Annotated in this window: 22 protein-coding genes; 12 read left to right on the top strand and 10 right to left on the bottom strand. The window is 63.7% G+C overall.

The window, feature by feature from the left end; genetic code table 11:
* The first annotated feature begins 60 nt into the window (after positions 1-60).
* The 5 genes from murI (at position 61) to AWB81_RS25305 (ending at position 3,509) form a co-directional block, all read left to right on the top strand.
* Positions 61-894: a glutamate racemase gene (gene murI, locus AWB81_RS25285; RefSeq protein WP_235025911.1), complete on the top strand. Its 834-nt coding sequence runs from the start codon at positions 61-63 to the stop codon at positions 892-894.
* A gap of 168 nt (positions 895-1,062) precedes the next feature.
* Complete coding sequence (locus AWB81_RS25290; RefSeq protein WP_062639285.1) at positions 1,063-1,299, top strand: (2Fe-2S)-binding protein; 237 nt, start codon at positions 1,063-1,065, stop codon at positions 1,297-1,299.
* 249 nt (positions 1,300-1,548) lie between these two features.
* A complete protein-coding gene (locus AWB81_RS25295) occupies positions 1,549-2,292 on the top strand; it encodes an energy transducer TonB (RefSeq protein ID WP_062639286.1) in 744 nt (247 codons plus the stop codon).
* A 30-nt stretch (positions 2,293-2,322) separates the two neighbouring features.
* Complete coding sequence (locus tag AWB81_RS25300) at positions 2,323-3,072, top strand: MotA/TolQ/ExbB proton channel family protein (protein WP_062639287.1); 750 nt, start codon at positions 2,323-2,325, stop codon at positions 3,070-3,072.
* A 14-nt stretch (positions 3,073-3,086) separates the two neighbouring features.
* The gene (locus AWB81_RS25305) at positions 3,087-3,509 is read left to right on the top strand and encodes an ExbD/TolR family protein (RefSeq protein WP_062639288.1); all 423 of its coding nucleotides are present in this window, start codon (positions 3,087-3,089) and stop codon (positions 3,507-3,509) included.
* A 346-nt stretch (positions 3,510-3,855) separates the two neighbouring features.
* On the opposite strand, the gene AWB81_RS25310 is transcribed toward AWB81_RS25305, so the two are convergent.
* Positions 3,856-4,818 carry a LysR family transcriptional regulator gene (locus AWB81_RS25310; protein WP_062639289.1) on the bottom strand — a complete coding sequence of 321 codons (963 nt, stop codon included), beginning with the start codon at positions 4,816-4,818 and terminating at the stop codon, positions 3,856-3,858.
* A 119-nt stretch (positions 4,819-4,937) separates the two neighbouring features.
* On the opposite strand from AWB81_RS25310, the gene AWB81_RS25315 reads away from it, so the two are divergent.
* From AWB81_RS25315 to hemP, 4 genes are all read left to right on the top strand, one after another.
* Entirely contained in the window at positions 4,938-5,810 is an 873-nt protein-coding gene (locus AWB81_RS25315; RefSeq protein WP_062639290.1) for a pirin family protein, read from the top strand.
* A 144-nt stretch (positions 5,811-5,954) separates the two neighbouring features.
* Positions 5,955-6,353 (top strand): OsmC family protein, encoded by a 399-nt coding sequence (locus AWB81_RS25320; protein ID WP_062639291.1) that lies wholly within the window; start codon positions 5,955-5,957, stop codon positions 6,351-6,353.
* Between the two features lie 43 nt (positions 6,354-6,396).
* Positions 6,397-6,891: an SRPBCC family protein gene (locus AWB81_RS25325; protein ID WP_062639292.1), complete on the top strand. Its 495-nt coding sequence runs from the start codon at positions 6,397-6,399 to the stop codon at positions 6,889-6,891.
* Positions 6,892-7,023: 132 nt separating this feature from the next.
* Complete coding sequence (gene hemP / locus AWB81_RS25330) at positions 7,024-7,272, top strand: hemin uptake protein HemP (protein WP_062639302.1); 249 nt, start codon at positions 7,024-7,026, stop codon at positions 7,270-7,272.
* A gap of 289 nt (positions 7,273-7,561) precedes the next feature.
* Here the strand turns inward: hemP and AWB81_RS25335 are convergent, their stop codons facing one another.
* The 6 genes from AWB81_RS25335 to uvrB all read right to left on the bottom strand — a co-directional run bounded on the left by AWB81_RS25335 (position 7,562) and on the right by uvrB (position 13,637).
* Entirely contained in the window at positions 7,562-7,975 is a 414-nt protein-coding gene (locus AWB81_RS25335) for a GlcG/HbpS family heme-binding protein (protein WP_062639293.1), read from the bottom strand.
* 28 nt (positions 7,976-8,003) lie between these two features.
* On the bottom strand, positions 8,004-9,410 hold the full coding sequence (locus AWB81_RS25340; RefSeq protein ID WP_200822546.1) for a 4Fe-4S binding protein: 1,407 nt from the start codon (positions 9,408-9,410) through the stop codon (positions 8,004-8,006).
* Complete coding sequence (locus tag AWB81_RS25345) at positions 9,407-10,252, bottom strand: FTR1 family iron permease (protein ID WP_062639294.1); 846 nt, start codon at positions 10,250-10,252, stop codon at positions 9,407-9,409. The genes AWB81_RS25340 and AWB81_RS25345 overlap by 4 nt, the downstream gene beginning before the upstream one ends.
* 67 nt (positions 10,253-10,319) lie before the next feature.
* Entirely contained in the window at positions 10,320-10,652 is a 333-nt protein-coding gene (locus AWB81_RS25350) for a cupredoxin domain-containing protein (protein WP_062639295.1), read from the bottom strand.
* A gap of 57 nt (positions 10,653-10,709) precedes the next feature.
* A complete protein-coding gene (locus AWB81_RS25355; RefSeq protein WP_062639296.1) occupies positions 10,710-11,258 on the bottom strand; it encodes an iron transporter in 549 nt (182 codons plus the stop codon).
* Between the two features lie 288 nt (positions 11,259-11,546).
* Positions 11,547-13,637: an excinuclease ABC subunit UvrB gene (gene uvrB, locus AWB81_RS25360; RefSeq protein WP_062639304.1), complete on the bottom strand. Its 2,091-nt coding sequence runs from the start codon at positions 13,635-13,637 to the stop codon at positions 11,547-11,549.
* A 433-nt stretch (positions 13,638-14,070) separates the two neighbouring features.
* Here uvrB and AWB81_RS25365 point away from each other — a divergent pair, with 433 nt between their 5' ends.
* Positions 14,071-15,270 (top strand): amino acid aminotransferase, encoded by a 1,200-nt coding sequence (locus AWB81_RS25365; protein ID WP_062639297.1) that lies wholly within the window; start codon positions 14,071-14,073, stop codon positions 15,268-15,270.
* Between the two features lie 76 nt (positions 15,271-15,346).
* On the opposite strand, the gene AWB81_RS25370 is transcribed toward AWB81_RS25365, so the two are convergent.
* Positions 15,347-16,570 carry a DUF3734 domain-containing protein gene (locus AWB81_RS25370; protein ID WP_087135185.1) on the bottom strand — a complete coding sequence of 408 codons (1,224 nt, stop codon included), beginning with the start codon at positions 16,568-16,570 and terminating at the stop codon, positions 15,347-15,349.
* Positions 16,571-16,584: 14 nt separating this feature from the next.
* Complete coding sequence (locus tag AWB81_RS25375) at positions 16,585-17,379, bottom strand: 3-hydroxybutyrate dehydrogenase (protein ID WP_062639298.1); 795 nt, start codon at positions 17,377-17,379, stop codon at positions 16,585-16,587.
* A 229-nt stretch (positions 17,380-17,608) separates the two neighbouring features.
* Here AWB81_RS25375 and AWB81_RS25380 point away from each other — a divergent pair, with 229 nt between their 5' ends.
* Positions 17,609-18,511: a 23S rRNA (adenine(2030)-N(6))-methyltransferase RlmJ gene (locus AWB81_RS25380; protein ID WP_374730512.1), complete on the top strand. Its 903-nt coding sequence runs from the start codon at positions 17,609-17,611 to the stop codon at positions 18,509-18,511.
* A 15-nt stretch (positions 18,512-18,526) separates the two neighbouring features.
* On the opposite strand, the gene AWB81_RS25385 is transcribed toward AWB81_RS25380, so the two are convergent.
* A complete protein-coding gene (locus AWB81_RS25385; protein WP_235025912.1) occupies positions 18,527-18,877 on the bottom strand; it encodes a hypothetical protein in 351 nt (116 codons plus the stop codon).
* A 91-nt stretch (positions 18,878-18,968) separates the two neighbouring features.
* On the opposite strand from AWB81_RS25385, the gene copM reads away from it, so the two are divergent.
* Positions 18,969-19,358: a CopM family metallochaperone gene (gene copM / locus AWB81_RS25390; protein WP_062639299.1), complete on the top strand. Its 390-nt coding sequence runs from the start codon at positions 18,969-18,971 to the stop codon at positions 19,356-19,358.
* The last annotated feature ends 159 nt before the right edge of the window (positions 19,359-19,517 follow it).

Genomic DNA, 19,517 nt, shown 5'->3' on the forward strand with positions numbered 1-19,517 from the left:
TTCCACATCGTGCCGTTGTCCGTTTCGCAAACCAGCCCACCCTTCGAGCGCGCCGTCCCCGTGACGAGCGCGCCCGTCGGCGTTTTCGATTCCGGACTCGGCGGGTTGTCCGTGCTGCGCGCGGTGCGCGCAGCACTCCCGCACGAACCGCTCGTGTACGTCGCCGACTCGCTCCACGCGCCGTATGGCGAGCGCGACGACGACTTCGTCGTCGACCGCACGATGGCAATTGGCCAATGGCTCGTCACCCGTGGGGCGAAGGCGCTGGTCGTCGCGTGCAACACGGCGACCGCGCAGTCGATCGCGTTCGTGCGCGAACGGCTCCCCATTCCGCTGGTTGGCGTGGAACCCGGGGTCAAACCGGCTGCGGCATTGTCGAGGACGCGTGTCGTCGGGGTGCTGGCGACCGCCGTCACGTTGCGCAGCATGCGCTTTCAGGCGCTGCTTGACCGTTACGCCGCCGATTGCCGCTTCATCTGCCAGCCGGGACATGGTCTCGTGCAGGCCGTCGAGCGCTGCGACACCGGCTCGCTCGAACTGATGGCGCTTCTGGCCGGCTATCTTCAGCCGATGCTCGACGCTGGCGCCGACACGCTCGTGCTCGGCTGCACGCACTACCCTTTCCTGGACGAAGCGATCCGCTCGATCGCAGGCGACCGGTTGCAGATCATCGATACGAGCGTCGCGATCGCGCGTCAGCTCGAACGGCAACTCGATCTCCACGGCCTGCGCGCCGCCCCATTCGGATCCCCCCCGCTCCCGCTTTTCCATTCCACCGCCGACGGCGAATCGCAGCGCCAGCTCGCAGCGACGCTCCTCGGCATCGACACGCGCGTCCAGCATGTCGTCATCCCGTCGCGCCGCACGCAATCGCTCGAGTCCGACGCAGTCTGATGGGTCCCTGAATATCGACGCGTCCCCCACCCGGCCCGTCCCACCGGGCGTCTCAGGAAAACCCTTCCTACTTCCTTGTTTTGTTACATTAAACACAGACAGGCGCTTGCAAACGCGCCCATACTGAATGATAATAGTTCGCATTAACCCAAGCTATCGCGACCGATCATGATCGTCTGTGTGTGCAAGTCCGTATCCGACCGCAAGATCCGCACGGCTATCGCCGACGGCGTCGATTCCTTCGACGAGCTTCAATTCGAGCTCGGCGTCGCGCTTTGCTGTGGGAAGTGCGAGGAATCGGTGCGGGACGTGATGTTGCAAAGCGGCGTCTGCGCCTCGCGCTGCGGCGTCGGACACGAGCATCATGCCGTACCGCTGACGTTTTACGAACGCAAGGCCGCCTGAAGCTTCATACCCGTGCGGCACCCGACGAGCCATTGCGCGCTTTGCCGGATGCTGCACCGATCTCACCGCCGCAAGCCAGTCGCACCAGCCAGCCGCGCCACGTCTTCTCCGGGAGGAATGATGGAATTGCTGATCGGCTTCGTGACCACTCTCTTTATCTCTCTGCTGATTTTCCGAACATGACGTTGTCTAGCCTGAAGTGCTGCACGGGCCCGGCGGATTCACTCTTCGCGGCCCGCGTCTGATCCCATGCAGTCCCCGACAATGACACCCGCCGGCCTGGCGCCGGAGCGGACGAGCGGCGTCGATCGCCGCGTGATGGTGGCAGCCGCCGCCGTCGTTGCACTTCATGTGGCGCTCGTCGCGGTCGTCACGACGATGCGCAACGAGCCGAAACCCCGGCCGGTCGAAGCCCGCTCGATCACCGCGCAGTTGATCAGCGCCGAACCGGCACCGGTGGCCGCTCCCGTCGCGGTCGAATCCACGCCGACGCCTCCGCCGCCCAAACCCGTTCCGCCGAAGCCGGCCGTCAAGCCCAAGGTCCAGCCGCGTCCGCAGCCGACAGCGAAGCCCATGCCGCAGAGCGACGCGCCGTCGCCGATCGCTGCTCCCGCGCCCGATCCGACGCCCCCGGCGCCCCCCGCCCCGGCTGCTGCCGCGCAACCCGAGGCGGCCGCGCCCGCGGTCGGACGCCCGACGATGGCGCTTTCCGCGCCGAAAGACATTTCGCACCTGTCGTGCAACATCGTGCAGCCGGACTACCCCACGATGGCCAAGCGCCGCGGCGAGACCGGCACCGCAGTGATCGGATTCGTCCTCGGCGTGTCTGGCAAGCTCGAAAACATCGCGCTGAAAAAGAGCAGCGGTTCGTCGCGTCTCGACGAAGCCGCCCTCGACGCCGTGCGTGCGAGCGCCTGCAAACCCTATAAGGAAAACGGCGAGGCGATCCGCGCCGTCACTTCCGTGCCTTTCGTCTTCAGTCTGACCGACTGATCAAATTTCTTAGATACAACAGGAACTGAAATGGAAAACTACGGAATTGCGCACGTGTGGGCGCAAGGCGATTTCGTGACACGCGGCATCGCGCTCGCGCTCGTGATCATGTCGGTGCTGTCGTGGACGGTGATCGTCGTGAAGGCGTGGAACGTCGTGCGCCTGAAGCGCTTGACCAAGAACGCCGAGCGCGCGTTCTGGCACTCCGACGACTTCGCCGACGGCATCAAGAAGCTCGGTAGCCATTCGTCGAGCCCCGCCGACAATCCCTATCTGGCGCTCGCCCTCTCCGGCCAGGAAGCCGCCGACCATCATCACCAGACGCAGCCGCATCTGCACGACCGCATGGACGTCTCCGACTGGGTTACGCGCTGCCTGAAAGACACCATGGACGAAGGCGTCGGCCGCATGCAGGCAGGGCTCGCCGTGCTCGCCTCGATCGGCAGCACGGCGCCGTTCGTCGGCCTTTTCGGCACGGTCTGGGGCATCTATCACGCGCTGCTCACGATCGGCGCGACCGGCCAGACGTCGATCGACCAGGTTGCGGGCCCGGTCGGCGAGTCACTCATCATGACGGCCTTCGGCCTGTTCGTCGCGATTCCGGCGGTGCTCGGCTATAACGCGCTGACGCGTGCGAACAAGTCGATCGTGACCAAGCTCAATCGCTTCGCACACGGCCTGCATGCGTTCTTCGTGACGGGCACCAAGCTCTCGTCGACCAAGCGCCCTGCCGGCGCGGGCGCCACCGACAGCCTGCGTCTCGCCACGCGCGCCAGCTGAGAGCGAGGTTTCCGATGGCAATGAGCCCTTTCGCCGGCGACGAAGACGACGGCATGATGAGCGAGATCAACATGACGCCGCTCGTCGACGTGATGCTGGTTCTCCTGATCATTTTTCTCGTGACGATTCCGGCAATGAACCACGCCGTGAAAATCGACCTGCCGCACGCGAGCAGCCAGCCGCAGGACACCAAGCCCGCGCACGTGAATCTCGCGGTCGAGGCCGACGGCACGATCCTCTGGGACGACCAGAAGGTCGACGACACCGCCCTCGCCGCGCGCATCGCACAGGCGTCGCAGCAGTCGCCGCAGCCGGAACTGCATCTGCGCGCGGACCGCAAGGTGCCATATGAGCGCGTCGCCGACGTGATGTCGGCCGCTCAGGCAGGCGGTTTGTCGAAGATTGGCTTCGTGACGGAGCCCAAGGCGGGGAAATAACAGGCGGACCGATCGATTCAGTTGCCGCAAAGTAAAAGGCCTTCATCGTCGGATGAAGGCCTTTTTTTGTGCGCACTCAGCGCATTCGGGCGGACGGTCACTTCGGGCTCGAATAGCTGGAGTTCGAAGAATCGCCACATGCGGCAGCCGTGGTCGACACGGACAGCGCGATCAACCCTATCAGGCTAACTATAAGAGTAGCCGTCAGTTTTCGCATAAGAAGCTCCTTAGCGAAGGGATTTCAATATAACGCCACGATTTTTTACGTTCAACCCTCGGCCGATTGAATCTGTCCATCGCAAGCGCGCGCTTCAATGCGAGAAATGATGTGTCGCGCCGAGAATAGTCAAACTGTTTCGCGCGCGGGCGCTCGCTCGACAGGACATTCTCCAGGGAAGCGCCGTCCGTCGTCAATCGACTCGACCAGAAAATCGACGAATGCCCGGATTGCCGGCACCATCCCCTGCCGCGACAGGAACACTGCGTACAGTTGCGGCGCCGGGAACGTCCAGCCCGGCATCACCGGCGACAGCTGGCCCGAACGCAGCGGCGCGCCGTACATCATCTCCGGCAGCGCCGCAATGCCGACGCCGCGCAGCACGGCTTCGCGAATCATCGACAGATCGGCGGTCACGAGGCGCGGCTCGTGCTCGAATTCGTGGCGCGTGCCGTCGGGCGCGATCAGGCGATAGACGTGACGGCCGTCGCTGGACGGCGTGTCGAGGGTGTCGAACTGCGCGAGCTCCGACGGCGTGAGCGGCGGCGCGTTCGGCCTGAGAAGCGAAGGCGCCGCCACCAGCATCTGCTCCGTGCGCCACAGCGGCCGCGCGACGACGTTCGAATTCGCGGGCGGCTCGGAACGCACGCGCAGCGCGACGTCGACGGCGTCCTCGAACAGGTCGACCACGCGGTTGGTCACGCGCAGCACGACGCGCACTTCGGGATAGCGATGCAGGAAGTCCGGCATAACGGCCGAGAGGAATGTCTGCGCGATCGTCACCGGCACGCTCACGCGCACGGTGCCGCGCGGCGAATCACGCAGGCTCTGCACGACGTTCACGGCCGCCTGCGCCTCGGCGAGCATCGCCTGGCAGTGCTGGTAGAAGAGTTGGCCCGCTTCGGTGAGCGCGAGCTTGCGCGTCGAACGCTGCAGGAGCCGCACGCCGAGCGACGCCTCCAGTTCAGACACGCGCCGCGACAGCCGCGATTTCGAGATTCCGAGCACCCGCTCGGCCGCGGAAAAACCGCCATTCTCGACGACATGCGAGAAGTACATCAGATCATTCAGGTCGTGCGTGTCGGCTTTCATATCGTTTCACTGGCGGGACAATCCATTGCGTTTGAACGTCTTTTTCGCGCAAATCCGGCCCATATAATAGCTCTGTGTTTCAAATTTAGCGCTATTCCCTGATAGCGACGCGAGGTCCCATGAGCACTACCCGTACTATCGAACGCACTATTCCCGCCCTCCGGACTGTCGAAGGCGGCGGTTTTGTCGTGCATCGCCCGTTTCCCACGCGCCTACTGATGGACTTCGACCCATTCCTGCTGCTGGACGAAATGGGCCCGGTCGACTACGCGCCCGGCGAGGCGAAAGGCGCGCCGGATCATCCGCATCGCGGTTTCGAGACGGTCACCTACGTGCTCGAGGGCCAGTTCGGCCACAAGGATTCGGCGGGCCACTCCGGCACGCTGCGCGAAGGCGACGTCCAGTGGATGACGGCGGGCGCGGGTGTCGTGCACAGCGAAATGCCCGATCCCGAATTCACGCGCACGGGCGGTCGCGTGCATGGCCTGCAACTCTGGGTGAACCTGCCGCGCCGCGACAAGATGATTGCGCCGCATTATCAGGAGATCGCATCGGGGAAAATCCCGGTCGCCGTCAGCGACGACGGCCGTGTGCGCGTGAAGGTGATTGCAGGCGAGGCGCTCGGCGTGAAGGCCGCCATCGAGACCCGCACGCCGATTTTGTACCAGCACTTTTCGCTGCAGCCGGGCGCGTCGGTCGAGACGCGCGTGCCGCGCGATTTCCGTGTGTTCGCCTATCCGCTCGCCGGCGCGGGTTTCTACGGCGCTGACCGGACGCCGGTGCGCGCTCAGCAGATGGTGCTCTTCAACGACGACGGCGAGAGCGTGACGCTTGCGGCCGGCGACGAGCCGCTGGAAGTACTGCTGATCGGCGGCGTGCCGCTGAAGGAGCCTGTGGTGCGTTACGGTCCGTTCGTGATGAACACGGAGGACGAGATCCGTCAGGCGGTGATCGACTACCAGGCGGGACGCATGGGCGCGATCACGCACTGATTGCGTCCAGGAGTTGAAACAATCGCGACGCACGAGCCACGTGGCGCGGCACGAACGGCGACATTGCGTCACAATAACCGTTTGCGCCGCGCCGTTTTTTTTGTGGGCGATGCGTCGCCCGAAAACCTACAAGAGGAGCACTGCATGGCTGAACCGTCCGTGATCGCCACCATCGGCTCGACCGACTATCAGGTTCAACTCGACGATGGCATGCACAAGTGGATCGCCGACGAACCCGAAACGCTCGGCGGCCGCGACACCGGCCCGGCTCCCGCATCGCTTCTGCTTTCGAGCCTCGGCGCCTGCACCTCGATCACGCTCAAGATGTACGCAAAGCGCAAGGACTGGCCGCTCGACGCAGTGCGCGTCACGCTCTCGCTCGCGAGCTCGGCCGAAGGCAGCGTAATTGACCGCCGGATCGTGCTGACTGGCGCGCTCAGCGACGAACAGCGGGAACGCCTTTTGCAAATTGCCAATGCGTGTCCGGTCCACAAGATCCTGACCGGCGCGATCCGCATCGATACCGGCATCGTCCCGGCCTGAACCGCGCCCTGCCCGCCATGAATCCGAGAAGGAACCCGTCGTCTTGAATTTCGAACACCTGATCCAGATCAACGACCCGCTCAATCCGTTCGTCGAATCGCTGACGCGCGAGCAGCTGTGGGAAGGCCTCGTGCTGCGTGCGGAACAGCCGCAGCTATTCGTGATCGGCCTCGACAGCTGCACGATCCTGTCGCGCGAGGGCGAGGTGATGGAACGCGAGCTGCACTATGGGCAGGCGATCGTGCGCGACCGCGTGACGCTGAACGCAGGCACGAGCGTGCGCTACGATATCCTGCCGACGGCGGACTACGTCGGCGGGTCGCTCACGATGGCGATCGAGCAGCCCGACGACCTCCAGCTCTTCCTGCGCTTCACCTACAGCACGACGCTGCCCGTCGCCGATGACGCCACCGCCAGCGCCGACGCCCGCCAGACGCAGGAAATCGTAAAATCCGCGTATCGCGAAGCCGACATCGACACCGTACGGCTCATCCGTCAGTACGCGCACGGCCGCAGCGAAGAAGGCCCGCTGCACTGAGTTCGCCGCCGCGGCGCATCCGGTCCGCGACTCGACTATCAGAAACTGATTTCGATGAAAAAATCGTTGTTGTAAATAGGAATGGTTATCATTTACTATGAATCCATCGAATCAACGAACGAGCACTCCGACATGACCGACACCCTGCGCTCTTCCACGCTTCGGCTGCGTCGCCCGGTGGTCCGCGATGCCGCCATCACGCGACCGAAACAGGCGGCTGTGACGACGGTGCACGTATCGGCGTCGGCGGAACAGGGCAGCGAGCGCTCGGTGCGAAGCGATGCGCTGCTGCAGGGCCATAGCCACATCAGCATCGTGCACAACGGGGAGACCTACCAGTTGCGCGCCACGCGTCTCGGCAAGCTGATCCTGACGAAGTAGCGCTCGAACGAACGACAGAATCGCAGTACCGGGTATTGTGGGGACCACCTCTCCAAGAGGTGTTTGGCATTAGCCAGCGAGGACGACTTGCACGCGAGAAATTAGACCCCTTCGTGCAAACACCAGCCAGTCGTCGATAGCCAGCGACGCCGCTTTTTTTGGTTCCCGCGGGTGCGCCGTGCTCTTCTGAAGCACAGCGGCCAGATGAATGAAAACGGCGCGCTTTCCTTCCCGGAAAGCGCGCCGTTTGTTTTGACGCGGTGATGCGCTCGACGCAGCCGTCTTCGACTCAGACGTTTTCGATCTTCAGCGCCGCGATGCCCGCGCGCGCGATCGCCGCATCCTGATCCGACTTCACGCCCGACACGCCGACCGCGCCGACGATGTCCGCGCCGACCATGATCGGCACGCCGCCTTCGAGCATCGCGGTCATCGGTGCGCTCAGGAACGCGGTGCGGCCCTGCTTGATCATGTCTTCGTAGACCTTGGTTTCGCGGCGGCCGAGCACTGCCGTGCGCGCCTTGCCCGCCGCCATTTCCGACGTGCTCGCGCCAGCGCCTTCGAGGCGGTGCAGATACAGCAGATGTCCGCCGTCGTCGACGATCGCGACCGTCACGTTCCAGTTGTGCTCGTGCGCGTGGGCTTCGGCTGCGGCGGCGATGGCCTTGATGTCGTCGTCGGTCAGTACGGGTTTGGTTCTCACAATCGGCTCACAGGTTGGTCAAAAATGGCTAGCGGGTAAAGCCCCAGAACATCAGGTACCACGCGCTGTCCGCAACGGCCAGCGTAGCCACGAACCATACCATCGCCCCCACGCGCGAAACAATACGTGACGCCGCATACCGGCTAGTCACGCGCCACGCGAGCCACGCGCTCCACAGGTTTGCGACGCCGAGCAGGCCGAGCCGCAAATCCGTCACCCACCAGAGCGGCACGTGTTCGGCGCGCAGGAGGGAAACCGTCGTCGCCGACAAGCCGAGGAACACGCCGCATCCCGCGACCGGAATCAGCGCCTGGGTCAGGTGATGAAGACGCGTCCAGTCGAAACGGCCGAGCATGCGCGTCGCGAGCGCGACGAGCGCAAGCAGCACCGTGCCGTACACGAGCCCCGTCGCGACGATATAGCCGATCACCATGCCGCCGTCGAGCCACGAGAAGACGTCGTTCTGTTCCGGGTAATGCGTGAAGAGGAACCACGGCGCGTTGGTGTCGAGCGGCCAGAGAATGTCGTGATCGATCAGCCAGGTCGCGAAGACCTGTTTCAGATCGACGAACCACGTGCTGACCGTCCAGTGGAACGCGCCGATCGCGATGCCGAGCAGACCATAGAGAATCAGCGCCGTGTCCCAGGCGTTCGCCTGCTTGTCACCGAGTTGGACCACTTCCTCCGACGGCGAACGCCACGTCAGCGCAATCGCGTCGCGGTGGCCGCTGCATCGGCCGCACATGTGGCAGTCGGAGGCGCCCTTCATGTTGCGCAGGGGCACGAGCGGCGCGCAGTTGATCGGAATCACGCGATGGCCGTGCTCGCCCTCTTTGTACGAGCGGCGCCAAGCGTCTTCGTCGACCTTGTAGTGCAACGGCGCGAGACGCGCCAGAAGCGAAAAGACCCCGTTCACGGGGCACAGGTACTTGCACCAGACGCGCTTCTCGCGCCCGTACAGCACGCCGACGATCATCGCCCCGACCGTCGATCCACCGAGCACCAGCAGCACGGCCTTCGGATACTGATAGACGCTGACCATCTGGCCGTAGATCGTCGTGAGGCCGAATGCCACGAACGGCCAGCCACCCCAGCGCATCCAGCGCGGAATCGCCCAGCCGCGGCCAAACCTGCTCGCATATTCCGACAGCGCGCCTTCCGGACACAGCACGCCGCACCACACGCGCCCGAGCATCACCATCGACAGCAGCACGAACGGCCACCAGATGCCCCAGAACACGAACTGCGCGGCGAGCGTCAGGTTGCTCCAGAGATGCGCGGAGCCGTCAGGCAGCGGCATCACGGCCGGCACGAGGATCAGGAAAGCGTACACGGCAACCACGACCCACTGGACTCCGCGGATCGTGCTGCCGTGCTGTTGCATCCATTGACCGGCTTGGCGCAGCCGGCCCGGCCGTTCAAGGACACTGTTCATGCTGGACGGCCCGCAGCCTTCTGCGCCATGCCCGTCTTCGACCGGCGCATCAGGAGGTAGATCACGAGCCAGTACGCGGCGTACGCGATCAAATTCATCCCGGCGGGATGCGCGCGATAACCCGTCAGCGTCGCGACGAGCGAGCCGAACGTGCTGGAGTCGTCGAGGATGCGAGACGTGTCCCAGAACTGGTTGATCACGACCGGCAGAACTTCCATGTCGATCAGCTTGTCGACGCCGGTTTCGAACAGTCCCGCGGCGAGGAAAAGCAGCATGATTTCGGTGACGCGGAAGAAGATCCGCCACGAGAAATACTTGCCGCCGAGCTGCAGGATGTAGAACGTGAGAAACGCGAGGCCGAGGCCGATGATCACCGCGAGATACTGCGACGGCGCCACGTGTCCCGACTGCCCGAAGCCCACGCCATAGAGGAACACGGCCGTCTCGCTGCCTTCGCGCGCGATCGCGAGCGCAACCAGCACCGCGACGCCCCACCAGTGTCCGTCCTGCGTGGACTTTTGCAGCGACGCTTCCATGTCGCGCTTGAGCGTGCGGCCGTGGCGCTTCATCCACAGCACCATTTGCACGATCAGCACGCAGGCGACGAGCACCATCGCGGTCTGGAAGTAGTCCTGGGCGTTGCCCGACAGCACTTCCGTGAAGCCGACGAGCGCCGCGCCGAGCGCGACCGCGGCAAAGAGGCCGATCCCGACGCCGGCCCACAGATACGGCAAGCCGCGCCGCGCATGATGATCGCCGTTCTTGAGCCAGGCATACAAGATGCCGACGACGAGCAAAGCCTCGACGCTCTCGCGCCAGACGATGAAAAGAACCTGACCCATTCAGAACCTCCAGCCAATTCTGCTTCGCACGCGACGCGGAGAATCACGCGCCGCCGTGCGCAGACCACTACTTCGCGACGATCACGCCCTGTGCAGACTGATGAAAATCGTCGAAAAACTTGTACTCGCCCGGGGATAGCGGCGCGATCACGACAAAAGAGTCGGCGCCCGGCGCCAGCACTTTTTCCTTGCGCAACTGGATGCTCTCGAACTCCGCGGCACCCTTTCCGATGTTGTGCACTTCAATCTTGATGCGCTTACCCGCCGGCACTTCGATGCGCGCCGGATTGAGCGTGCCGTCGTTCATTTCGAGCTTGAACGTCGGAAGATCGTCCGCGTGGGCGATGCCGGCAAAGAGCGCCGACAGCGCGAGCGCGGCCATCTGGGTTTTCACTTTCATGCAGCCTTCCTGAAATGGACGCGCCCCGCATCGAGCAAGGCGCACCTCAAACCGCGCTTAGTACCCGCCCTTCTTGCCGATGCCGGCGAACGGGAAGTCGTATTCGATGGTGAACGGCTTGAACCACGGACCCACGCCCGTTTCCTTGTCGACGTGACGGCCGAATGCCATATGGCCCGTCTGCGCCGGCGCTGAGATGTGCAGCTTCAGGTGATACTTGCCCGGGCCGAACAGCTTCACGTTGTCGCCGTAGTGCGGGCCGTCGCTTGCGACCATCGCCATCATGTCGCCCTTGATCGACTCCGTCGAACCGACCTTCGTCAGTTCATACGACACTTGCAGGTACGGCATCCAGTCGCCTTCCGCGAAACCGGTCGGATTGTTCTTGACTGCGTGGATGTCCGCTTCGAGGTGGATATCCGATTCCGATGCCTTGCGCATCATGCCTTCCGGCGCCATCGTGATCGGCTGCAGATAAACCGCGCCAGTCTCCATGCCGCCTTCGATGTGCTGCTTGCCGATCGGATACTCAGCGGCGATCGCGGACGTCGCTGCGGCAAGCGCCAGTGCGGCGAACGTGCCGCGCATCAAAGTTGAACCCACCATGAGTTACTCCCTCTTCTTATCGATGAATGACACGCGCCGCGCGCCCAGGTTGATCGTCAGCCGACTCGGAACTCGGCCGCCAGAATGACAATGAGAATGACAACGGAACGTTAATAGGAACCATTCTCAATATTTGCGGAGTGTAGCACCGTTCGATCGGCGGAACAATTTGATCCGGCTTACAGCCCTGTTGCGGCGGGGGTTTCCGGCGGCGAAGCAGATCCGATTGGTGTGAAAAAAACGGCGAATCCTTGAGATTCGCCGCTTTTTGTTCCTACGAAAACATCATCAGTTCACGCCGGGCACGTGATCGCCGACGTTTGCGCCGAACACGCGCTGCCGCAAAAGCGACAATTGGTCGCGCGTTTGCGCCGCCTTCTCGAATTCGAGATTCTTGGCGTGGTCCATCATCTGCTTTTCGAGCCGCTTGATTTCCTTCGCGAGCTGCTTCTCGGACATGTCTTCGAACTTCGCGCGCGTCTGCGCTTCCTTCAGTTCGGCGCGGGCGTCGTCGACGTTGTAGACGCCGTCGATGATGTCCTTGATGCGCTTCGTCACCCCGCGCGGCGTGATGCCCATCTTCTCGTTATGCGCGACCTGCTTCGCACGCCGCCGTTCGGTTTCGCCGATCGCGCGCTTCATCGAATCGGTCATGTTGTCGGCGTAGAGGATCGCCTTGCCGTTCACGTTGCGCGCCGCCCGGCCGATGGTCTGGATCAGCGAGCGCTCGGCGCGCAGGAACCCTTCCTTGTCGGCGTCGAGAATCGCGACCAGCGACACCTCCGGAATATCCAGCCCCTCGCGAAGCAGGTTGATGCCGACTAGCACATCGAAGCTGCCGAGCCGCAGGTCGCGGATGATCTCGACGCGCTCCACCGTGTCGATGTCGCTGTGCAGATAGCGCACCTTCACGCCGTGATCGGCGAGAAACTCGGTCAGTTGCTCGGCCATGCGCTTGGTCAGCACGGTGACGAGCACGCGCTCGCCCGCGTTCACGCGCGCGTTGATCTCGGAGAGCACGTCGTCGACCTGCGAGCGCGCCGGACGCACCTCGATTTCCGGATCGACGAGACCGGTCGGCCGCACCAGTTGCTCGGCGACCTGGCCGGACGTGCGCTTTTCGTAATCGGCCGGCGTCGCGGACACGAAGACCGCCTGGCGCATCTTGCGCTCGAATTCGTTGAACTTGAGCGGCCGGTTATCGAGCGCGGACGGCATCCGGAACCCGTAGTCGACGAGGTTTTCCTTGCGCGCGCGGTCGCCGTTGTACATGCCGTTCAGCTGGCCGATCAGCACGTGCGACTCGTCGAGCAGCATGATTGCGTCGGGCGGCAGATAGTCGACGAGCGTCGGCGGCGGCTCTCCGGGTGCCGCGCCCGAGAAATGCCGCGAGTAATTCTCGATTCCCTTGCAGAAGCCTAGTTCCTGCAGCATTTCGAGATCGAACCGCGTGCGCTGTTCGAGCCGCTGCGCCTCGACGAGCTTGCCGTCCTTGTGGAAAAACTCGAGCCGCTCTCGCAGTTCGGCCTTGATCGTTTCGATTGCGCGCATCACGGTGTCGCGCGGCGTCACGTAGTGCGACGACGGATAGACGGTGAAACGCGGAATTTTCTGGCGCACGCGGCCGGTGAGCGGATCGAAGAGCTGCATCGACTCGATTTCGTCGTCGAACAGTTCGACGCGCACCGCCATTTCCGCGTGCTCGGCCGGAAAGATGTCGATGGTGTCGCCGCGCACGCGAAACGAGCCGCGCTGGAAATCGGCTTCATTGCGGTTGTATTGCATCGCGATCAGGCGCGCGATGATGTCGCGCTGGCCGAGCTTGTCGCCGGTGCGCAGCGTCAGAATCATCTTGTGATATTCCGACGGATTCCCGATACCGTAGATCGCCGAAACGGTCGCGACGATCACGACGTCGCGCCGTTCCAGCAAACTCTTGGTAGCGGAAAGCCGCATCTGCTCGATGTGCTCGTTGATCGAAGAGTCCTTTTCAATGAAAAGGTCGCGCTGCGGCACGTACGCTTCCGGCTGGTAATAGTCGTAGTACGAGACGAAATACTCGACGGCATTGCGCGGGAAAAACTCGCGGAACTCCGCGTACAACTGCGCGGCGAGCGTCTTGTTCGGCGCGAACACGATGGCCGGCCGCCCGAGACGGGCGATCACGTTCGCCATCGTGAAGGTCTTGCCAGAGCCGGTCACGCCAAGGAGCGTCTGGAACGAGAGACCATCTCCAATGCCTTCGACGAGCGTTTTAATCGCTTCGGGCTGGTCGCCGGCGGGCGGATAGGGCTGGTAGAGCTGAAACGGGGAGCCATCGAATGTGATGAACTTCGATTCGTCGAGGGCTTCGGGAGCTTCGATGAGGGTATCGGACATGAGGAAAACGTAGCCTTCGCCGAGAGCAAACACCTATTCTAGCGGTTCGCGCTGGCGCACGTGGATGGCGGGTTCGGAGTTGCGCGGGCGGGCGCGCGGCGCATGCGCGGGCACCCAATGTTTTCGAGATGAGGCCGATCTGCCGGATGCCAAGACCGTGGCGGGGAGTTCGGGCAATACGTCCGCCGGGTCGATCCGGGCCTGATTTCCACGCAAATCGCGCTGCAAAAAAGCAAAAATCGACGCATTCGCCGCTTCGACGCCGCCGAAAACGCGTTAGCGATTCGCTACAATGTCGACTTGAGCTTGCCACGGCTCGCTTTCAGCTTCGTCGGGCTGTGACCGGCGCGACGCCGTTGAATTCTTCCGCCGGCCGCCTTCGCCCTCCCCGCAGGTCCTTTGCAGCACGTCTTCTCACTACTGCCGAAAAATCATGTCTCTTTTCTCTGCCGTCGAACTCGCTCCCCGCGACCCGATTCTGGGCCTCAACGAAGCTTTCAACGCCGACACGCGCACGACCAAGGTCAACCTGGGCGTCGGCGTGTACACGAACGAAGAAGGCAAGATTCCGCTCCTGCGCGCCGTGCGCGACGCGGAAAAAGCCCGTGTCGACGCTGCGCTGCCGCGCGGCTATCTGCCGATCGACGGGATCGCCGCCTATGACGCGGCCGTGCAGAAACTCCTGCTCGGCAACGATTCGCCCCTGATCGCGGCCGGCCAGGTCGTCACGGCGCAGGCTCTCGGCGGCACGGGCGCGCTGAAAATCGGCGCGGACTTCCTGAAGCGCGTCAATCCGGGTGCGATGGTCGCGATCAGCGATCCGAGCTGGGAAAACCACCGCGCGCTCTTCGAAAGCGCCGGTTTCGAGGTGGTGAACTACCCGTACTACGACGCCGCGAGCCACGGCGTGAACTTCGAAGGCATGCTGTCGGCGCTCAACGGCTATCCGGCGGGCACGATCGTGGTGCTGCACGCGTGCTGCCACAACCCGACCGGCGTCGACCTGACGGCGGACCAGTGGCGCCAGATCGTCGACGTAGTGAAGGCGCGCGGCCTCGTGCCGTTCCTCGACATCGCCTACCAGGGCTTCGGCGACAGCATCGAAGCTGACGCGGAAGCGGTTCGCGTTTTCGCGGGCGCGGGCTTCAATGTGTTCGTGTCGTCGTCGTTCTCGAAGTCGTTCTCGCTCTATGGTGAACGCGTCGGCGCGCTCTCGATCATCACGACGGCCAAGGAAGAATCGGTCCGCGTGCTGTCGCAACTGAAGCGCGTGATCCGCACGAACTACTCGAACCCGCCGACGCACGGCGGCGCCGTCGTCGCGGCCGTGCTCGCATCGCCGGAACTGCGCGCGACCTGGGAGCAGGAGCTCGGCGAAATGCGCGACCGCATCCGCGCGATGCGCAGCGGCCTCGTCGAGCGCCTGAAGGCGAGCGGCGTCGATCGCGATTTCAGCTTCGTGAGCCGTCAGCGCGGCATGTTCTCGTACTCCGGCCTGACCGCGCCGCAAGTCGACCGCCTGCGTGAAGAGTTCGGCATTTACGCCGTCAGCACCGGCCGCATCTGCGTGGCCGCGCTGAACACGCGCAACCTCGACGTCGTGGCCGGCGCCATCGCGCACGTGCTGAAGTAACGCGACGCTCGTCGTCAGCCTCGTAAAAATGGCGCCCGCAGCGGGCGCCATTTTTTTGTCCGGCGCGATTCGAATGTCAGCGCCTGTCGCGATGGATATCGTGCGTCACGAAACGCGATTCTCCATTCGGCATGTCGAGCCAGTCGCGATGCGCGAGCGATCCGCGAATGTCCTCCAGGCCGCTCGCCCAGTGCTCGCGCATCGTCGAAAGCCCGAACTGAAAGTCCTTGTAGTGCCCCTCGTACTCCTTGTGCCGGTAAATGAGGTGGATCACGTTGTAGCGCTTGGAGCACGCGAGTTCTTCGGCGAGCCTGCACCACTCGTCGCTCTGGCGTTGCTTCTCCGGCACCTGGTCCAGTACGTGGCGGAGCACGTTCCGGTAGCGCTGCGAGCGTTGCATCATGTCGGTGACCATGCGCGTGCGGCTCGAAAACTGAACGTCCTTCACGCGGCCCATCACGTCGACGATGCTGTCCGGCACCGGCCCGCGCGCGCTCCACAAGTCGACCTGGAACGCGAGCGTGTCGCGGCGCGGTGTCGCCATCGCGATTTCATAGAGCGGCGTGTTCGACATCAGTCCGCCATCCCAGAAATATTCGCCGTCGATTTCCACGGCGGCGAAGCCCGGCGGCAGCGCGCCCGACGCCATGAAATGCTCGGCGCGCAGCCTGATGCGGGAGTTGTCGAAATAGGCGAAGTTGCCGGTTGCGACATTCACCGCGCCAACCGACACCCGCATTTCGCCCGAATTGATGCGGTCGAAGTCGCACAAGCGTTCGAGCGTTGCCTTGAGCGGGGCCGTGTCGTAGTAGCTGGCCGCTTGCGGCATGCCTGCCGCGAGCGGCGACGGCGGCGGCATGCGTGGCACGAAAAAGCCCTTCTGCCCTTCCACGAGCGCGCCGAACGCCTGCATCGCCGTGAACGCCTTGCGGATTTCGTCGGTGGCATTGAAGAACGCGTGCTCGACGAAACCCGGCAGCGGCAGCCCGAACGCGGGCTGGCAGATGGTCTCCCAGAATTCGAGCAGCCGCGGCACACGGTCCTCTGGAGCGTTACCCGCGATGATCGCCGTGTTGAGCGCGCCGATCGAAATGCCGGCCAGCCAGTTCGGGCGGATGCCCGCTTCGTCGAGCCCCTGATACACGCCCGCCTGATAGGCGCCGAGCGCGCCTCCGCCCTGCAGCATCAACGCGATGGTTTCGTAGGGCGGAAGGTCGATGCGGTTGCGATGCGAGGGCGACGTGTCCTCGATACCGCTCCCGGCGTCACGTGGACTCAATACCGATTCGTTCACTGCCATTCCATGCCCTCCGGTCACTGCATGTACCAGCCGTGGCTGACGACGAACGATTGACCGGTGAGCGCCGCAGTCGGGAACGCCGAAAGGAAGAGCACGGTTTGCGCGACGTCCTCGACGGTGGTGAACACGCCGTCGACCGTTCCGCCGAGCATCACGCGCTTCACGACCTCTTCCTCGCTGATGCCGAGTTCCTTCGCCTGCTCGGGAATCTGCTTGTCGACGAGCGGCGTGCGCACGAAGCCCGGACACACCACATGCGAGCGCACGTTGTGCTTCGCGCCTTCTTTCGCGAGGACGCGCGCGAGCCCGAGCAGACCGTGCTTGGCCGTCACGTAGGCCGACTTGAGCGGCGACGCCTCGTGCGAGTGCACCGACCCCATGTAGATCACGACGCCGCCGCGATCGTCCTTGTACATGTGCTTGAGCGCCGCCTTGGTGGTGAGAAACGCGCCGTCGACGTGGATCGCCTGCATCTTCTTCCAGTCCGAGAACGCGTAGTTCTCGATCGGATTGACGATCTGGATGCCCGCGTTCGAAATGAGGATGTCCACCGAACCCAGCTCTGCCGCAACCCGGTCGATGCCTTCGTTCACAGCCTCTTCGCTCGTCACGTCCATTGCGACACCGATCGCCCGGCCGCCCTTGCCGCGGATTTCCTCGGCGACGGCGTCCGCACCGCCCTGGTTCAGGTCGGCGATGGCGACCGCTGCGCCCGCGTCGGCCAGCGTCAACGCAATCTGCTTGCCGATACCGCTCGCCGCGCCCGTGACGACCGCGACCTTCCCGTCCAGCTTCGTGTTCAGTGACATGCGAACCTCCTCGTGGGTGACGAATGACAACACGCGACGCGCGGCGCAACAAGCTGGCCGGATGGCATAGGCGGACGCCCTGGCTCTTTCTCGAAACGTCCTACGCCATTCGGCCGACTACCGCGCGCCGTTCGATGAGGCTATTGTGCATGAAGCCCGTTACGCGATGCAGCAACCGGCTTTGGAGCGCCTGCTTCTCGACGAAGGACGACCGAAGCCTTCCGCTACAATGACCGCCCTGCCGCGCGCCGCGCCCGCTCCACTTTTGTCTTTCGGTTCACTCGCCATGCTCAGCTATCGCCACGCCTTCCATGCAGGCAATCACGCCGACGTGCTGAAACACTCGGTCGTCGTTCAGTTGCTGCGTCATCTGGGCCAGAAGGACAAGTCTTACTGGTACATCGACACGCACGCCGGCGCTGGCGTCTACTCGCTGACTGAGGGTTACGCGGCGAAAACCGCCGAGTTCGAAACGGGCATCGCGCGTCTTTGGAGCCGCACGGACTTGCCGTCCATGCTCGCGGATTACGTCGACGAAATCAGGGCCCTGAATCCGGACGGCACCCTGCAGTTCTACCCGGGCTCGCCGTATCTCGCGTGGCGCATGTTGCGCGAACAGGACCGGATGCGCCTTTTCGAGCTGCATACCACCGAAATCGATGTATTACGCCATAACTTCCGTGACGCTGGCCGGCGCGCAATGATCTACGAAGGCGACGGCTTCGATGGGATCAAGGCGCTGCTTCCCCCGCCGCCGCGCCGCGGACTCGTGCTTGTCGATCCGTCTTACGAAGACAAGCGCGACTATGCGCGCACGCTGAACTGCATCGAGGAAAGCCTGAAGCGATTCGCAACAGGGACTTACGCGGTCTGGTACCCGCAGGTCACGCGCCTCGAGTCACAGCGCTTCCCGGATCAGTTGAAACGCCTCCAGCCGAAGAACTGGTTGCAGGTCGCGCTGACCGTGAGCACCCATCCCGCCGACGGCTTCGGTCTCTTTGGCAGCGGCATGTTCATTTTCAATCCGCCTTACACGCTCGCGGGTGCGCTGAAGGACGCACTGCCGTATCTCGTGAAGACGCTCGGGCAGGACGGGAAAGCCGCATTCAAGCTGGAACATCGCGGCGACTGAAGCGCGGCCGTTTGTTCAGTGCGGCGTCGGCCGATAAAAACGCGGCGGCTGAGTGGGCTGGTCCGTGGTCTGCGAACCGGGATAGGTGACATACGGCGATACGATGATCGGCACCTGCTCCTGCTGCGGCAGTTCCGGAAGGGTCGCCATGGGCCGCGCCTGGACCATGCCCGGCCCGGCCAGCGGGCCGGTCTGAAGCACGGTTCCCGGCACGCCGCTGTGGATGCCCGTCTGCGTATCGAGGACGAGTGGCTCACCGCCCGGCTTCGCCAGTGCCGGCTGCGCGATACCGGCGACCCACGCCAATGCAGCCCCGCCCACTGCGAAGCGCCGCGCGTACCGCTTGCTGGCCAGTGTAATGTTCATGTCGCGAGCCACCGATTCGTTGGACGAAAACGCTTTACCTTACCGTGGTGGCAAGCTTTACGCTAGCGGCTCCTACACCCCAGGAGATGCAATGAAATCACAACTAAAACTGCTCACAGCCTTGACGATTGCATGCGCGGCGATTTCCACCGTGTCCGCGCAGACGGCCGCACCTTCGCACGACGCGATGGCCGGGATGTCCGATTCGGGCAAGGACGCGCCGTCCACGGCCGCGTTCCGGACTGCGGATCAGTCGATGATGTCCGGCATGTCGAACATCCAGTACACGGGCGACGCCGATCGCGATTTCGTCGCTCACATGATCCCGCATCACGAGGGCGCGGTGGAGATGGCCAAGGTCGAATTGAAGTATGGGAAGGACGCGAAGCTGCGCAAGCTCGCGAAGGACATCATCGCGGCGCAGGAAAAGGAAATCGCGTTCATGAAGCAGTGGCTCGCCGCACATCCGCAGGCGAAGTGACATCGACCGGCACCGATGCCTCGCAGCTGGCGCTGATGCGCGCGAGGCTGGCCCGGAAAAGACAAAAGCCCCGCGATGCGGGTAATGCCGTTCAGTTAATGTTCTTTTTGAGGTATCGAACGGTGTAGCGTTTAGGGCGGGATTTGACGACTCGGTCGC

Origin of the sequence: Caballeronia arationis (genome assembly GCF_001544975.2) — a bacterium.
In the GTDB taxonomy this organism is placed as follows: Bacteria; Pseudomonadota; Gammaproteobacteria; order Burkholderiales; family Burkholderiaceae; genus Caballeronia; species Caballeronia arationis.

What these genes read in the sequence shown, in the direction of transcription:
- AWB81_RS25375 (WP_062639298.1), bottom strand. Translation starts at nt 17,379, where the DNA reads ATGTCACTGAACACGAAGCTGGACGGGAAGGTCGCGGTCGTCACGGGC.
- AWB81_RS25345 (WP_062639294.1), bottom strand. Translation starts at nt 10,252, where the DNA reads ATGGGTCAGGTTCTTTTCATCGTCTGGCGCGAGAGCGTCGAGGCTTTG.
- copM (WP_062639299.1), top strand. Translation starts at nt 18,969, where the DNA reads ATGAAATCACAACTAAAACTGCTCACAGCCTTGACGATTGCATGCGCG.
- AWB81_RS25380 (WP_374730512.1), top strand. Translation starts at nt 17,609, where the DNA reads ATGACCGCCCTGCCGCGCGCCGCGCCCGCTCCACTTTTGTCTTTCGGT.
- AWB81_RS25310 (WP_062639289.1), bottom strand. Translation starts at nt 4,818, where the DNA reads ATGAAAGCCGACACGCACGACCTGAATGATCTGATGTACTTCTCGCAT.
- AWB81_RS25365 (WP_062639297.1), top strand. Translation starts at nt 14,071, where the DNA reads ATGTCTCTTTTCTCTGCCGTCGAACTCGCTCCCCGCGACCCGATTCTG.
- hemP (WP_062639302.1), top strand. Translation starts at nt 7,024, where the DNA reads ATGACCGACACCCTGCGCTCTTCCACGCTTCGGCTGCGTCGCCCGGTG.
- AWB81_RS25370 (WP_087135185.1), bottom strand. Translation starts at nt 16,570, where the DNA reads ATGGCAGTGAACGAATCGGTATTGAGTCCACGTGACGCCGGGAGCGGT.
- AWB81_RS25295 (WP_062639286.1), top strand. Translation starts at nt 1,549, where the DNA reads ATGCAGTCCCCGACAATGACACCCGCCGGCCTGGCGCCGGAGCGGACG.
- AWB81_RS25320 (WP_062639291.1), top strand. Translation starts at nt 5,955, where the DNA reads ATGGCTGAACCGTCCGTGATCGCCACCATCGGCTCGACCGACTATCAG.
- AWB81_RS25350 (WP_062639295.1), bottom strand. Translation starts at nt 10,652, where the DNA reads ATGAAAGTGAAAACCCAGATGGCCGCGCTCGCGCTGTCGGCGCTCTTT.
- AWB81_RS25355 (WP_062639296.1), bottom strand. Translation starts at nt 11,258, where the DNA reads ATGGTGGGTTCAACTTTGATGCGCGGCACGTTCGCCGCACTGGCGCTT.
- AWB81_RS25290 (WP_062639285.1), top strand. Translation starts at nt 1,063, where the DNA reads ATGATCGTCTGTGTGTGCAAGTCCGTATCCGACCGCAAGATCCGCACG.
- AWB81_RS25340 (WP_200822546.1), bottom strand. Translation starts at nt 9,410, where the DNA reads ATGAACAGTGTCCTTGAACGGCCGGGCCGGCTGCGCCAAGCCGGTCAA.
- AWB81_RS25305 (WP_062639288.1), top strand. Translation starts at nt 3,087, where the DNA reads ATGGCAATGAGCCCTTTCGCCGGCGACGAAGACGACGGCATGATGAGC.
- AWB81_RS25385 (WP_235025912.1), bottom strand. Translation starts at nt 18,877, where the DNA reads ATGAACATTACACTGGCCAGCAAGCGGTACGCGCGGCGCTTCGCAGTG.
- AWB81_RS25315 (WP_062639290.1), top strand. Translation starts at nt 4,938, where the DNA reads ATGAGCACTACCCGTACTATCGAACGCACTATTCCCGCCCTCCGGACT.
- uvrB (WP_062639304.1), bottom strand. Translation starts at nt 13,637, where the DNA reads ATGTCCGATACCCTCATCGAAGCTCCCGAAGCCCTCGACGAATCGAAG.
- AWB81_RS25300 (WP_062639287.1), top strand. Translation starts at nt 2,323, where the DNA reads ATGGAAAACTACGGAATTGCGCACGTGTGGGCGCAAGGCGATTTCGTG.